The organism is Quadrisphaera sp. DVD1, assembly GCF_058932755.1.
On the sequence record NZ_JBZYWI010000031.1, the window covers coordinates 1 to 13,914 of the forward strand.

At 75.4% G+C, this 13,914-nt stretch carries 14 protein-coding genes; 9 read left to right on the forward strand and 5 right to left on the reverse strand.

Features of this window, described 5'->3' with window-relative positions; translation table 11 throughout:
* Both AC5FZL_RS05525 and AC5FZL_RS05530 read left to right on the forward strand, forming a co-directional pair.
* A partial coding sequence (locus tag AC5FZL_RS05525) for a Gfo/Idh/MocA family protein (RefSeq protein WP_493617569.1) occupies positions 1-971 on the forward strand: 971 nt, incomplete at its 5' end.
* Positions 972-987: 16 nt separating this feature from the next.
* Positions 988-1,998, forward strand: coding sequence for a sugar phosphate isomerase/epimerase family protein (locus tag AC5FZL_RS05530; protein ID WP_493617570.1), 1,011 nt, complete (start codon positions 988-990; stop codon positions 1,996-1,998).
* Positions 1,999-2,050: 52 nt separating this feature from the next.
* Here the strand turns inward: AC5FZL_RS05530 and cls are convergent, their stop codons facing one another.
* Complete coding sequence (gene cls / locus AC5FZL_RS05535; RefSeq protein WP_493617571.1) at positions 2,051-3,529, reverse strand: cardiolipin synthase; 1,479 nt, start codon at positions 3,527-3,529, stop codon at positions 2,051-2,053.
* A 98-nt stretch (positions 3,530-3,627) separates the two neighbouring features.
* On the opposite strand from cls, the gene dnaG reads away from it, so the two are divergent.
* The 4 genes from dnaG (at position 3,628) to AC5FZL_RS05555 (ending at position 6,894) form a co-directional block, all read left to right on the forward strand.
* Positions 3,628-5,475 carry a DNA primase gene (gene dnaG / locus AC5FZL_RS05540; protein ID WP_493617572.1) on the forward strand — a complete coding sequence of 616 codons (1,848 nt, stop codon included), beginning with the start codon at positions 3,628-3,630 and terminating at the stop codon, positions 5,473-5,475.
* Between the two features lie 65 nt (positions 5,476-5,540).
* Positions 5,541-5,897, forward strand: a complete 357-nt coding sequence (locus AC5FZL_RS05545; RefSeq protein WP_493617573.1) for a hypothetical protein — start codon at positions 5,541-5,543, stop codon at positions 5,895-5,897.
* 107 nt (positions 5,898-6,004) lie between these two features.
* Positions 6,005-6,235 carry a hypothetical protein gene (locus AC5FZL_RS05550; protein ID WP_493617574.1) on the forward strand — a complete coding sequence of 77 codons (231 nt, stop codon included), beginning with the start codon at positions 6,005-6,007 and terminating at the stop codon, positions 6,233-6,235.
* A gap of 23 nt (positions 6,236-6,258) precedes the next feature.
* The gene (locus tag AC5FZL_RS05555; RefSeq protein WP_493617575.1) at positions 6,259-6,894 is read left to right on the forward strand and encodes a CG0192-related protein; all 636 of its coding nucleotides are present in this window, start codon (positions 6,259-6,261) and stop codon (positions 6,892-6,894) included.
* Between the two features lie 201 nt (positions 6,895-7,095).
* Here AC5FZL_RS05555 and AC5FZL_RS05560 read toward each other — a convergent pair whose 3' ends face one another.
* Positions 7,096-7,296, reverse strand: a complete 201-nt coding sequence (locus AC5FZL_RS05560) for a YbdD/YjiX family protein (RefSeq protein WP_493617576.1) — start codon at positions 7,294-7,296, stop codon at positions 7,096-7,098.
* Positions 7,293-9,533 (reverse strand): carbon starvation CstA family protein, encoded by a 2,241-nt coding sequence (locus AC5FZL_RS05565; protein WP_493617577.1) that lies wholly within the window; start codon positions 9,531-9,533, stop codon positions 7,293-7,295. The genes AC5FZL_RS05560 and AC5FZL_RS05565 overlap by 4 nt, the downstream gene beginning before the upstream one ends.
* Positions 9,534-9,625: 92 nt before the next feature.
* Between AC5FZL_RS05565 and AC5FZL_RS05570 the strand changes: the two genes are divergently transcribed.
* Positions 9,626-10,615: an NAD-dependent epimerase/dehydratase family protein gene (locus tag AC5FZL_RS05570; RefSeq protein WP_493617578.1), complete on the forward strand. Its 990-nt coding sequence runs from the start codon at positions 9,626-9,628 to the stop codon at positions 10,613-10,615.
* Here AC5FZL_RS05570 and AC5FZL_RS05575 read toward each other — a convergent pair.
* Entirely contained in the window at positions 10,603-12,327 is a 1,725-nt protein-coding gene (locus tag AC5FZL_RS05575) for a long-chain-fatty-acid--CoA ligase (RefSeq protein WP_493617579.1), read from the reverse strand. The two genes, AC5FZL_RS05570 and AC5FZL_RS05575, sit on opposite strands and share 13 nt — an antisense overlap.
* Positions 12,328-12,398: 71 nt before the next feature.
* Between AC5FZL_RS05575 and AC5FZL_RS05580 the strand changes: the two genes are divergently transcribed.
* Together AC5FZL_RS05580 and AC5FZL_RS05585 are read left to right on the forward strand one after the other, a co-directional pair.
* Complete coding sequence (locus tag AC5FZL_RS05580; protein WP_493617580.1) at positions 12,399-12,662, forward strand: hypothetical protein; 264 nt, start codon at positions 12,399-12,401, stop codon at positions 12,660-12,662.
* Positions 12,663-12,717: 55 nt separating this feature from the next.
* On the forward strand, positions 12,718-13,173 hold the full coding sequence (locus AC5FZL_RS05585; RefSeq protein ID WP_493617581.1) for a hypothetical protein: 456 nt from the start codon (positions 12,718-12,720) through the stop codon (positions 13,171-13,173).
* 17 nt (positions 13,174-13,190) lie between these two features.
* On the opposite strand, the gene AC5FZL_RS05590 is transcribed toward AC5FZL_RS05585, so the two are convergent.
* Positions 13,191-13,883 (reverse strand): hypothetical protein, encoded by a 693-nt coding sequence (locus AC5FZL_RS05590; protein WP_493617582.1) that lies wholly within the window; start codon positions 13,881-13,883, stop codon positions 13,191-13,193.
* Between the last annotated feature and the right edge of the window lie 31 nt (positions 13,884-13,914).

Sequence of the window (13,914 nt, forward strand, 5' to 3'; positions counted from 1 at the left end):
GCATCGTCGAGCGCGACGACGTCGACCTCGTCGACGTCTGCACCCCGGGGGACACGCACGCGGAGATCGCGATCGCGGCGCTCGAGGCCGGCAAGCACGTCCTGTGCGAGAAGCCGCTGGCCAACACCGTCGAGGAGGCCGAGGCGATGGTCGCCGCGGCCGAGCGGGCCCGCGCGCGCGGGGTGCGGGCGATGGTCGGGTTCACCTACCGGCGCGTGCCGGCGATCGCGCTGGCCCGCCAGCTCGTCGCCGCGGGCCGGATCGGGCAGGTGCGGCACGTGCGCGCGCAGTACCTGCAGGACTGGATCGCCGACCCGCAGGCGCCGCTGTCGTGGCGGCTGCAGGTGGAGAAGGCCGGGTCCGGGGCGCTGGGCGACATCGGCGCGCACATCATCGACCTGGCCCAGCACATCACCGGTGAGTCGATCACCGGGGTCAGCGCGGTGATGGAGACGTTCGTCAAGGAGCGGCCGCTGCCCACCGCGGGCGGCGCGCTGTCGGGCGTGGGGGGCAGCGAGACGGGCCCGGTCACGGTCGACGACGCCGCGATCTTCACCGCCCGCATGTCCGGCGGGGCGCTCGCGAGCTTCGAGGCGACGCGGTTCGCCAGCGGGCGCAAGAACGCCATCCGGATCGAGCTCAACGGCTCGGCCGGCAGCCTGGCGTTCGACTTCGAGGACATGAACGTCCTGCACCTCTACGACGCCTCCGAGGACGCCGCGACCGCCGGCTTCCGCCGGATCTACGTCACCGAGCCCGAGCACCCCTACGTCGGCGCGTGGTGGCCGGCCGGCCACGGCCTGGGCTACGAGCACGGCTTCGCCCACCAGGTGGTCGACCTGGTCACCGCCATCGGGAAGGGGGAGGACCCCACGCCCTCCTTCGCCGACGGCCTGCAGGTCCAGCGCGTCATGGCCGCTGTGATCGACAGCGCCCAGCACTCCAGCACCTGGACCCCCGTCCCCGCCTGAGAGGAACACCCGCACCATGGCTCGACCGATCACGCTGTTCACCGGCCAGTGGGCCGACCTGCCCTTCGAGGAGGTGTGCCGCCTGGCCTCGGAGTGGGGCTTCGACGGCCTCGAGATCGCCACCTGGGGCGACCACCTGGACGCCGCCCGCGGGGCGCGCGACCCCGACTACATCGCCGAGAAGAAGGCCGTCCTCGAGCGGTACGGCCTCGGCGTCTGGACGATCTCGGCGCACCTGACCGGTCAGGCGGTCTGCGACCACCCGATCGACGAGCGCCACCGGGCGATCGTGTCCGAGGAGGTCTGGGGCGACGGCGATCCCGAGGGCGTGCGCCAGCGCGCGGCCGAGTACGTCAAGGACGCCGCCCGCACCGCCGCCGCGCTCGGCGTCAAGACCGTCACCGGCTTCACCGGCTCCTCGATCTGGCACACCGTGGCCATGTTCCCGCCGGTGCCGCCGGAGATGGTCGAGCGCGGGTACCAGGACTTCGCCGACCGCTGGAACCCCATCCTCGACGTCTTCGACGAGGTGGGCGTGCGCTTCGCCCTCGAGGTGCACCCCAGCGAGATCGCCTACGACTACTGGACCGCCAAGCGGGCCCTCGAGGCCGTCGGGCACCGCGAGGCGTTCGGCCTCAACTTCGACCCCAGCCACTTCGTGTGGCAGGACCTCGACCCGGTGCGCTTCCTCGACGACTTCCGCGAGCGGATCTACCACGTGCACTGCAAGGAGTCGGTCAAGCAGCTGGACGGGCGCAACGGCCGGCTCGGCTCGCACCTGGCGTGGGCCGACCCGCACCGCGGCTGGGACTTCGTCTCCACCGGCCACGGCGACGTGCCGTGGGAGCCGATCTTCCGGATGCTCAACGCCATCGGCTACACCGGCCCCACGAGCGTGGAGTGGGAGGACGCCGGCATGGACCGCCTCGTGGGCGCGCCCGACGCGCTGGCGTTCGTGCGGCGCCTGGCCGAGCAGATCCGGCCCCCGGCGGCGGCCTTCGACGCCGCGTTCAGCACGAAGGCCTGAGCCGGGCCCACCACCGCCCGGCCCAGCCCGCCTCCGCCCTGCAGCAGCGCCGCTACTGCAGGGCGGAGGTGAGGCGGGCGAGGTTGTCGAGCACCTTGTGCCGCCAGGGGCGGGCCTGCCACTCGGCCAGCGTGAGCTCCCGGCTGCGCGCCCGGTAGCCGTCCTCGACCGCGCGCAGCTCGCGCACGAAGGCCTGCCCGCGCACCATCACCGAGACCTCGAGGTTGAGGCTGAAGGAGCGCATGTCCATGTTGCTCGAGCCCACCACGGCGACGTCGTCGTCGATCGTCACGTGCTTGGCGTGCAGCACGTACGGCTCGGGGTAGAGCCAGATCCGCACGCCGGCCCGCAGCAGCGCCTCGTAGTACGAGTCCTGGGAGTGGTGCGTCAGCCACTGGTCGCCGCGCTCGGAGACGAAGAGGTCGACGGCCAGGCCCCGCTCGGCGGCGGTCGTCAGCGCCACGAGCATCGACTCGTCGGGCACCACGTACGGGCTCGTGATCCCGATCCGCTCCTGGGCGTAGTAGATGAGCGCGTTGAAGAGCTTGAGGTTGTTCTCCCCGGCGAAGCCGGGGCCGCTGGGCACCACCTGGCAGTCCAGCGCCCCGGGCCGGGCCGGCGCGGGCAGCTCCTCGCGGCGCTCGCCCAGGAGCTCGTCGGTCTCGCTGTACCAGTCGGTGGCGAACACGGCGCCGAGCTCGGCCACCACGGGCCCCTCGAAGCGCACGACGAGGTCCTGCCACTGCAGGCTCCGCCGGCGGTGGCGGCGCTTGTGGTAGCCGCGCTCGATGACGTTCTGGGAGCCGGTGAAGGCGACCGCGCCGTCCACGACCAGCAGCTTGCGGTGGTTGCGCAGGTCCGGGCGCTGGTAGTGGCCGCGCAGCGGCTGGACCGGCAGCATCGGCCGCCACTGCGCGCCCATCGCCGTGAGCCGCCGCGTCGTCGCCCGGTACCCCGGCGTGCGCAGCGAGGCCACGTGGTCCAGCAGCACCCGCACGGTCACCCCGCGCGCCACCGCGCGCTCCAGGGCGTCGAAGAGCGGCGCGGTGCTCTCGTCGAGCATGAGGATGTAGAACTCCGCGTGCACCTGCGAGGTCGCGGCGTCCACCTCGGCGGTCATCGCCGCGAGGGACTCGTGGTAGTCGGTGAGCATCGTCGCCCCGTTGCCGGTGACCAGCGGCATCGCCCCGAGGCGGCGGTTCAGCGCCACGACCGAGCCGAGCCACGGCGGCCACGGGTCCTCCAGGCGCACGAGGTCCATGCCCTGGGTGCGGGCCATGATCAGCCGGTTGATCGTGCGCTGCTTGGCCCGCCGCGCGCGGGGCAGCTTGGGGCTGCCGATGAGCAGGAACGCCGCGACGCCGGCGTAGGGCACGAAGAAGATCGCCAGCAGCCACGCCATCGCCGACGACGGGCGCCGGTTCGTGGGGACCACCGCGACCGCGGTGACGCGGATCGCGAGGTCGACGACCACCAGCACGACCGCGACGAGCAGGGGCCACGGCGGCAGCCAGGTGAGCAGGTCGCGCACGCGGTCCCCTCCTCCCCGGCCGACGGCGTCGGCCCTGCTCGTCCCCATCGGCAGGGACGGTGGCCTCCTGCAGCGCGGGTCGCGCCTAGACTCCCAGGGTGGCGGGCAGGATCCGGCGGGAGGACGTCGACCTCGTCCGTGAGCGCACCCGGATCGAAGAGGTCGTCGGCGAGCACGTCACCCTGAAGACCGCGGGCGTGGGCTCGATGAAGGGCCTGTGCCCCTTCCACGACGAGCGCTCGCCCTCCTTCCACGTGCGCCCCGGCGTCGGGCGCTACCACTGCTTCGGCTGCGGCGAGGACGGCGACGTCTTCGCGTTCCTGGAGAAGGTCGACGGCGTCACCTTCGTCGAGGCCGTCGAGCGCCTGGCCGGCCGGATCGGCCACCAGCTGCGCTACGAGGAGGGCGGTGCCCCCCGCCCGCAGCAGGACGTCGGCCGCCGCCAGCGGCTGCTCGACGCCCACCGCGTCGCCGCCGAGTTCTACGCCGAGCAGCTCTTCAGCCCCGGTGCGGAGGTCGGCCGCCGCTTCCTCGTCGAGCGCGGCTTCGACCGCGCGGCGGCAGCGACCTTCGGCGTCGGGTTCGCGCCGGCCGGCTGGGACGCGCTGACGAAGCACCTGCGCGGCCGCGGCTTCACCGACGACGAGCTCGTCACCGGCGGCCTGGCCAGCCGGGGCCAGAACGCCTCGCGCGGCCCCTTCGACCGCTTCCGCGGCCGCCTGGTGTGGCCGATCCGCGACACCACCGGCGCCACGATCGGGTTCGGGGCGCGCAAGCTGCTCGAGGACGACAACGGCCCCAAGTACCTCAACACCCCCGACAGCCCGCTGTACCGCAAGTCCTCGGTGCTCTACGGGCTCGACCTGGCCAAGCGGGACGTCGCCCGCAGCAAGCAGGTCGTCGTCGTCGAGGGCTACACCGACGTCATGGCCTGCCACCTCGCCGGGGTGACCACGGCCGTGGCCACCTGCGGCACCGCCTTCGGCAGCGAGCACATCGCGATCGTCCGCCGGATCATGGCCGACGACGACGCGCGCTCCGGCGAGGTCGTGTTCACCTTCGACGGCGACGAGGCCGGCCAGAAGGCGGCCCTGCGCGCCTTCGAGGAGGACCAGCGCTTCGTCGCGCAGACCTTCGTGGCCGTCGAGCCCGGCGGTCTGGACCCGTGCGACCTGCGCAGCACCAAGGGAGACGAGGCGGTGCGCGAGCTCGTGGCCAGCCGGCGTCCGCTGTTCGAGTTCGCGATCCGCTCCACCCTGTCCGGCTACGACCTCGACACCGCCGAGGGCCGGGTGCAGGCGCTGCGCGCCGCCGCGCCGGTGGTCGCCGGCATCAAGGACCGCTCGCTGCGCCCGGAGTACGCCCGCCGCCTCGCCGGCTGGCTGGGCATGGAGGTCGAGGCGGTCTCCCGCGCGGTCAGCTCCTCGGGCGGCGGCACGAACGGGCGCCCGGCGGCTCCGCTGACCCGGCGCCCGGCCGCGCCGCCGGACCGCGACCCGGTCTTCGCCTCCGAGCGCCAGCTGCTCCAGGTGGTGCTGCAGTCGCCGTCCTCCGTGCCCGCCGCCGACTTCGACGCGCTCGGCCCGGACGCCTTCGCCGTGCCCGCGCACCGGGCTGTGCACGACGCCGTCCGCTCCCTGGGTGGGGTCGCCGCGGCCGGCCCGGCCTGGGTGGAGCGGGTGCGCGAGGCCGCGGGGGAGTCGGTGGCCGGGGTGGTCGGCGAGCTGGCCGTGGCCCCGCTGCCGGAGAGCAGCGGAGAGGGCGCCGCGCGCCTGGCCGCAGACCTGCTGCGCCGCGTGCTCGACCGCGACCTGCTGCGCCAGGAGGCCGAGCTGCGCGGGCGCGCCCAGCGGCTGGAGGCCTCCGGTGACGCCGAGGCCGTCGCCGAGGCGTACGCCGCGCTGTTCGCGCTCGCCGCGCGGCGCCAGCAGCTGCGCGGGGCCTGAGGTCGCGTCGCGCCGCGAGGCGTGTCCTTCGCCCGCAGCCCGGTGGCGGTGGGTAGCGTGGGAGCGTGATCCCCGCTCCTCGTCGTGCCGACGGCCCGCTCCCCGGTGACCTCTACCTGGACTCCGCCGTGCCCGAGTGCGAGCGCCTGACGATGACGCGCAACGGCTGGACCGCGCAGGTGACCCACGTGTGGACCGGCACCGGCTGGACCCGCCTGGTGCCCGGCACGGTGCGCGAGGTGCCCTCCCACCCGGTGACGACGACCGGCGCGGCGACCCGGCCGGCCGCGCCCGCGCGTCCGAGCACCGAGCAGGGCGTCGCCCGCTGGCGCGCCCGCTCCGCCCAGCGCGAGGCGGCGAAGGCCGCTGCCGCCGCCGGGCGCTCGGGCACGGACTGGTCGCGGATCAGCACCACCGCCTGACCCCCGCGAGCGCGAGCGCGCGCACCGCCGCAGTCCGACGGCGCTCCCCGGGCCGTGACCGCGTCGTGCCCCTGTGATCGACGGGCGCGGGCCAGTACGGTCGCCTCATGAGCGGGGGCGAGCGCACGATCCGCGCACTCGCGGTCCTGGTCCTCGCCCTCGCGGTCAACCTCGCCCTCGACGTCACCGTCGACCCGCCCGTGCTGGTCCGCTGGGGGATCGCGGTGGCCGTGGTGCTCCTCGCCACCGCGCTGGTCGAGGTCGCCCGACGGCGCGCGGCCGGGCGGCGCACCGACCGCGAGCGGACGCCGGCGCCGAGCCGGGGCCCCGACGCCTGATCCGGCGGTGCCAGACTCCCCGGATGGCCGTCCACCACCCGGCGACGATCGTCCCCGGCAAGCTCGAGCTGCTCCAGGCCTGGGTCCCGCACCAGTCGTGGGCCCGTGGCGCGGACACCTCCGCGCTCACCAGGCTCGGCTCCTACCGCTTCGACGACCCTGACGGCGAGGTCGGCATCGAGACGCACCTGCTCAGCGCCGCCGACGGCCAGGTGCTCCAGGTGCCGCTGACCTACCGCGGCCGGCCGCTCGCGTCCGCCGAGCACGCGCTGGTCACCACGATGACCCACACCACGCTGGGGGACCGCTGGGTCTACGACGGCTGCCACGATCCCGTCTACCTGACCGCCGTGGTGACGGCGATCCTCACCGGCGGGCGGGAGGCGGACCTCTTCGCCGCCACCGAGGCGGGGCTGGTGCAGGAGGAGCTCACCACGCACGTCCGGGGGAGCGGGTCCGCGCCGGCGTCCGCCGTCCCTGGCCTGGTGGCGCCCGTCGTCACCCACGAGGGGAGCACCACGCGGATCGGCGCGGGCCTGGCCCTCACCCTCCTGCGGAGGCCCGCCGCCGGCACGGGCGCCGCCGCGGGACCGGTGCTCACCGGCACCTGGCCGGGCCAGGAGGCGCCGCTGCTCCTGGCGACGGTCGACGGGCTCTAGGGTGCGTGGCGTTCGGCCACCCTGGCGGTGAGGGGTGAGCGGGTCGTCCCCGGGTGCGGTGCCTGCAGAGGCATGGCCGCACCCCCGTGGCCGCGCCTGCAGCAGGTGTCGCCTCGGTCGGCCCTGGAGCGGCATCTGCTGCAGGTGCGCGGGGCCTGCGTGCGGCGGCGTCGCGCTCGGCCACCCCGGCGGAGGCCGGGATCAGCAGCAGCGCTGCACGGGCGAGGCGGCCGCCGCGTCGGCGCGCCGCCGCTCGAACTCGCGCCGGCTGACCGGCGCGTGCCCGTGGGTGGCGCACTCGCGCAGGTAGGCGTCCCAGCGGCCCTCGCCGCTGACCTCGCGCAGGTACCAGACCACCCCGCGCCAGGCCCGGGCCAGCTGCCCCGGCCGGCCGGCGCTCACCGGCCGTCCTCCCCGCTCCACGCGCCGCCGGCGGCCGGGGCGCGCCCGGCGCCGACGAGCCGCTCGTGCTCGGCCAGCGCCCGCTTCTCCTCCGGCGTGGGGAAGATCCCCGCCGGGGCGACCAGGGACGAGCGGGTGTGCGGCACCTCGGTCGTCGGCAGCGACCCGGCCCGCAGCGCCCGCACGATGACGACCGCGGCGTTGGCCACGACGACGACGACCAGCAGCGCGAAGGCGCTCTGCAGGATCCCGTTCACGGTCGAGTTGGTGATGACCTGGCCCATCTGGTCGGCGTCGGTGGCCGGCGCCAGCACCTCACCGGCGTCGCGCGCCTCGGCGTAGCGGGAGCGCTGCGCGAAGTAGCCCAGGGCGGGGTTGTCGGAGAAGACCTTCTGCCAGCTGGCGGTGAGGGTCACGACGAGGTCCCAGACGAGCGGGACGCCGGGCACCCACGCCCACCGCGCCTTCCCGTGCTTGACGAGCAGCGTGGTCGCCAGCGTCAGGGCGATCGCGGCGAGCAGCTGGTTGGCGATGCCGAAGAGCGGGAAGAGCTGGTTGATGCCGCCGAGCGGGTCGGTCACCCCCACGTAGAGGAAGTAGCCCCACAGCCCGACCACGACGGCGCTGGCCAGGTAGGTGCCCGGGCGCCAGGACAGGTCGCCGAACCGCTTCCAGACGTTGCCGACCGTGTCCTGGAGCATGAAGCGCCCGACCCGCGTGCCGGCGTCCACGGCGGTGAGGATGAACAGCGCCTCGAACATGATCGCGAAGTGGTACCAGAAGGCCTGGAGGCCGCCGCCGAAGGCGCTGGCGAAGATCTGGGACATGCCCAGCGCCAGGGTCGGGGCCCCGCCGGTGCGCGAGACGAGGCTCGGCTCGTCGACGGCCGTCGCGGCGCCGGCGATGTCGGCGGCCGGGGTGGAGAAGCCGAGCCCGGCGACGAACTGCGCCGCGGTCTCGGGGCTGCCGCCGGTGGCGCCAGCGGGGGAGTTCATCGCGAAGTAGAGGCCCTGGTCGATCACGGAGGCGGCGATGAGCGCGCTGATGGCGACGAAGGACTCCATGAGCATGCCGCCGTAGCCGATGAGGCGGACCTGGCTCTCCTTGGCCACCATCTTCGGCGTCGTGCCCGAGGCGATGAGCGCGTGGAAGCCCGACAGCGCGCCGCAGGCGATGGTGATGAAGACGAAGGGGAACAGCGACCCGGCGAAGACCGGCCCGTTCCCCTCCCGCGCGAAGCTCGTCACGGCGTCGTTGGCGAGGACGGGCCGGGCCAGCAGCAGCCCGACCGCGAGCAGCACGATGACGCCGATCTTCATGAAGGTCGAGAGGTAGTCGCGCGGCGTCAGCAGCAGCCACACCGGCAGCACGGAGGCGATGAAGCCGTAGACGACGAGGGCGAGCACGAGGGTCTCGCGGGAGAGCGTCAGGGAGTCGGCCAGGCCCAGCTGCTCGACGTAGCCGCCGCCGATGATGGCCAGCAGCAGCAGGACGACGCCGATGCCGGTGGCCTCGAGCACCCGCCCGGGCCGGATCACCCGCAGGTACAGCCCCATGAACAGGGCGATCGGGATGGTCAGCGCGATGGAGAACACGCCCCACGGCGACTCGGCGAGGGCGTTGACGACGATCAGCGCCAGCACCGCCAGGATGATGATCATGATGGCGAACACGGCGATGAGCGCCGCCACGCCGCCCACCAGGCCGATCTCCTCGCGCACCATCTGGCCCAGGCTCTTGCCGTCGCGGCGCATCGAGAAGAACAGCACCACGAGGTCCTGCACGGCGCCGGCGAAGATGACGCCGACGACGATCCAGATCGTGCCGGGCAGGTAGCCCATCTGCGCGGCCAGCACCGGCCCCACGAGCGGGCCGGCCCCGGCGATCGCGGCGAAGTGGTGGCCGAAGAGCACCCGCCGGTCGGTCACCTCGAAGTCGGTCCCGTCCTCCAGCCGCTCGGCCGGGGTGGCGCGGGTGTCGTCGGCCCCCAGCACGCGGGTGGTGATGAAGCGCGCGTAGAACCGGTAGGCGATGGCGTAGGAGGCCAGCGCCGCGAAGAGGATCCACAGCGCGGAGACCTCCTCCCCGCGCGCCAGGGCCAGGACGGTCCAGCAGGTGGCGCCCACCAGCGCCACGAGCGTCCAGACCACCACGGAGCGCAGCCGCGAGCCGGAGCTCGCCGGGCCCGAGCCGCCCGAGGGCGCCGGGCCGGGCTGGTCAACCGTCGTCGATGCCACTGTCGGACCTCCACCGGCGCAGGGCGGCGCCGCGGGCCGCGGTGCCTGCTGGTGAGGATGCCCCCTGCCGGGCCGTCGTGCACGCTGCCGCCATGACGAGTCCTCGGGTCCTGTTCATCGGCGGCACCGGCATCATCAGCTCGGCCTGCGCGCCCGCCGCCCTGGCGGCGGGGATGGAGCTGACCCTGCTCAACCGCGGGACGACGTCCCTGCGCCCGGTGCCCGAGGGCGCCGAGGTGCTCACCGCCGACGTGCGCGACCCCGCGGCCGTGCGCGAGGCGCTCGGCGGGCGCGAGTTCGACGTCGTCGTCGACTTCGTCGCCTTCACCCCCGAGCACGTGCAGGCCGACGTCGACCTGTTCACCGGCCGCACCGGCCAGTACGTCTTCATCAGCTCGGCCTCGGCCTACCAGACGCCGGCCGCGCGGCTGCCGATCCTCGAGTCCACGCCGCTGCGCAACCCGCACTGGCAGTACTCGCGCGACAAGATCGCCTGCGAGGACCTCCTCGTGCGCGCCTACCGCGAGGACGCCTTCCCGGCGACCGTCGTGCGGCCCTCGCACACCTACGACCGCACCGCGCTGCCGACCACGGGCGGCTGGACCGACGTGGCGCGGATGCGGGCGGGCCGCCCGGTCGTCGTCCACGGCGACGGCTCCTCGCTGTGGACGCTGACCCACCACACCGACTTCGCGCGCGCCTTCACCGGCCTGCTGGCGAACCCGCGCGCGGTGGGCGACGCCTTCCACATCACCTCGGACGAGGCGCCGACGTGGGACCAGGTCTACGCCGACGTCGCGTCGGCGGCGGGCGCCGAGCTGGACGTCGTCCACGTGCCCTCCGACGCGATCGCCGCCGCGGACCCCGAGCTCGGCGCCGGCCTGCTGGGCGACAAGACGAACTCCAGCGTCTTCGACAACTCCAAGATCAAGTCGGTCGTGCCGGGCTGGACGGCGACCGTGCCCTTCGCCGTGGGCGCCCGGGAGGTCGTCGACTGGTACGACGCGCACCCCGACAGCGCCGTGGTCGACGAGCGCCTCGACGCCCTCTTCGACGCCCTCGTGGAGCGCTACCGCCCCTGACGCGCCATGCGCTCGCGCACGACCCGCCGCAGCACCTTGCCCAGCTGGCTGCGCGGCAGCTCGTGCACGAGGTCCACCACCGAGGGCACCTTGTAGCCCGCCAGGCGCTCGCGGGCCCACGCGCGCAGCGCCTCGGCCTCGACCAGCGCCCCGGCGCGGGCGACGACCGCGGCGGCCACGCGCTCGCCGGTGGTGTGGTCGGGCAGGCCCACCACGGCGGCGTCGTCGACGTCGGGGTGGGCGCGCAGCACGTCCTCGACCTCGGAGGGGTGGACGTTGAAGCCGCCGACGATGACGAGCTCCTTGATCCGGTCGACCACGCGCACGTACCCGTCGCCGTCCTGCTCGACGATGTCGCCGGTGCGCAGCCAGCCGCCGGGCAGCAGGGCGGCGGCGGTCTCCTCCGGCCGGTTCCAGTAGCCGGCGAAGACCTGCGGGCCCTGCACGAGCAGCTCGCCGCGCCGGCCGGGCGCGACGTCGGTGCTCGGGTCCTCGGGGTCGACCACCCGCATCCGGGTGGAGGGGAACGGGACGCCGATCGAGCCGGGGCGGCGGGCGGGGGAGATCGGGTTGCCCAGCGCCACGGGGGAGGCCTCGGTCATCCCGTAGCCCTCGACGAGCAGCCCGCCGGTCACCCGCTCCCAGAGGTCCACGGTGGCCGGCGGCAGCGCCATCGCGCCGGAGAGGGCGAACCGCGCCGAGGACAGGTCGGCCCCGCGCTCGGCCGCGGCCTGCGCCAGGCGCTGGTAGATCGGCGGCACGCCCGGGACGAACGTCGCGGGCCGGCGGCGCCAGGCGGCGAGGACGGCGTCCACGTCGAAGCGGGGCAGCAGCAGCAGGCAGGCGCCGGTGCTCACCGCGAAGGTCAGGCACAGCGTCAGCCCGTAGGCGTGGAAGAGCGGCAGCACCGCGAGGACGACCTCCTCGCCCTCGCGCAGCTCCGGCACCCACGCCCGCCCCTGCGCGGCGTTGGCGGCGAGGTTGCGGTGGGTCAGGACGGCGGCCTTGGGCGCGCCCGTGGTGCCGCCGGTGTAGAGCAGCGCCGCGACGTCGGTGACCGCCGGCTCGGGGTGGGCGGGGTCGAGCGGGCCCGCTGCGGCGACGGCGCGCTCCCAGCTCAGCGCCCCGGGCGGCAGCGGGGCGACGAGCTGCGCGCGCTGCGCGCGGGCCTTCGCCAGCGGCAGGCGCAGCGCGACCCGCTTGGCGAGGGGCAGCTCGGCGGTGAGGTCGGCGACGAGCAGGACGGCGTCCGGCCCGGCGGCCGCGGCCAGCGCCTCGTGCACGGTGGCGGCCGACCCCGGCCAGGTGACGACGACGCGGGCGCCGGAGTCCGACAGCTGGGCGCGCAGCTCCTCGGCGGTGTGCAGCGGGTTGAGCTCGACGACGACCGCGCCCAGGCGCAGCACGGCGTAGAAGGCGACCAGGTGCTGGGGGGCGTTGGGCAGCGCCAGGGCGACGCGGTCGCCGGCGCCCACCCCGGCGCGGCGCAGCGCCTCAGCGGCCCGCGAGGCGGTGGCCAGGAGCTGGGCGTAGGTGGTGGTGGCGCCGGAGAAGTCGGTGACCGGGCGGTCGGCGAAGCGCTGCGCCGCCTCCTGCAGCAGGCGGGGCAGGGACGCCGTGGGCTCGGGGACGTCCGCCGGCACGCCGGGGGCGTAGCGGGCCAGCCACGGGCGGTCTGCGGCGACGGTGATCACCCGGAGATCCTGCAGCATCCGGGTGGTGGGCGACCACCGCACCGCGCGCCGGATCGCACAGGTGTTCGACCGCGTGGCATCCTGCGGCGGTGGCGGGAGGCAGCAACCGGGCGGGCACCGGGCTCCCGGCGTGGCTCGTGGAGGCCAACGCCGCGGCCCGCGCGGCCGAGCAGGTGCAGCGGCCCCAGCGCCGGGTGCACTGCTGGGTTCACGCCACCGGCGCGGACTGGCCCGGCCTCGTGCTGGAGTGGCGCCGGGAGGGCGCCGGCTGGATGGCGCGGGTGGTCTGGACCACCGGTGGCGGCAGCCTCGTGTGCGAGTGGCTGGAGGCCGAGCAGGTCGGCCCCGCCTGACCGCTGCCGCGGCCGCTGCGGTCAAGATCGACGCCGCGGTGCCGATGGACTGCGCGTGCACGCCACCCGAGGCAGCCTCGTCGAGGACGCCCACCAGACCACCGCCACCGCCTCCGCCGAGCGCGAGCGCTGCCTGAGGGCGGTCGGCGCCGCCCTGGCCGAGCGCGGCTGGAGCATCGACCTGCAGCCCGACGCCGAGGCCGACCCGGCGCAGGCCCGGGTCGAGGACGACCGCCTCGACGCCGCCCGCCAGGGCTGGGGGCGCGACGTCGTGGCGATCCTCGAGGCCGACCTCCGCCGTCGCGAGATCCACCTGCGCGACGCGATCCGCCGCGGCGCCCTCACCGCCTACCGGGTGCGGCTGCTCGACGAGCGCGGCGCGGAGGTCACCGCCTGCACCGTGTGGGCCGAGCCCGGCAAGGTGCCCGGCCGCCGCGAGGACCTGAGCATGCTCGGTGCCCGCGTCATCGCCGGCACCGTCCGCACGTTCTCCGCGGCGCTCGGCTCCTAGCGCTCGGCTCCTGGCGATCACCGCCTGGCGATCACCGCCTGGCGCTCGCGGCGCGCCGCGGCGTAGGCCGGGCCGCGCACCGCGGCCAGCGCCGCCGGCACCGCCAGCCCGGGCAGCGGGTTCAGCACCGGGTCGAAGGCGACGTCCGCGTCCGGCCCGTCCAGCGGACCGTGCAGCAGCAGCTCGCCGAACGGCTCCCAGGGCCCGGTCGGGGCGGCCGCCAGCAGCCGGAAGCGCGCGCCCTCCCCGTCCGTGCTCCCGTCCGTGCTCGCCACCGGGACCGCCGCCAGCACCACGAGCCCGCGCGGGCTGCGGGCGGGGAGCACCGAGCCGTAGCGCGCGCCGGAGGCGCTGCGCCGCGGCGCCAGCAGGAACCGGGTGAGGCGCCCGGTGCCGGTCGTGCTGAGCAGCAGGTCGTGGTCGCCGTCGGCGTCGGTGGTGCGCAGCGCGAGGCCCAGGACGTCGGGCAGCGGCGCGGGCAGGCCGATCGAGCGCGACAGGCGCACGACGACGGCGTCCTCGCCCGGCTCGTCGAGCCACGGCGCGCCCCAGGGCCGTGGCGCACCGGTGCGGCGCAGGGTGGCCCTGACCACCGACCCCCGCGGGTGCACGGGCTTGGCTCCGCGCAGGCGCGCGAGGCGGCCGAAGGCCGCGGCGAGGGCGGCACCGACGGCGCGGGGGAGAGGGCCAGCGGCACGGGGAGGTCTCACGAGCGGCTCCTACCCCGCCGGCGCGGCTCGT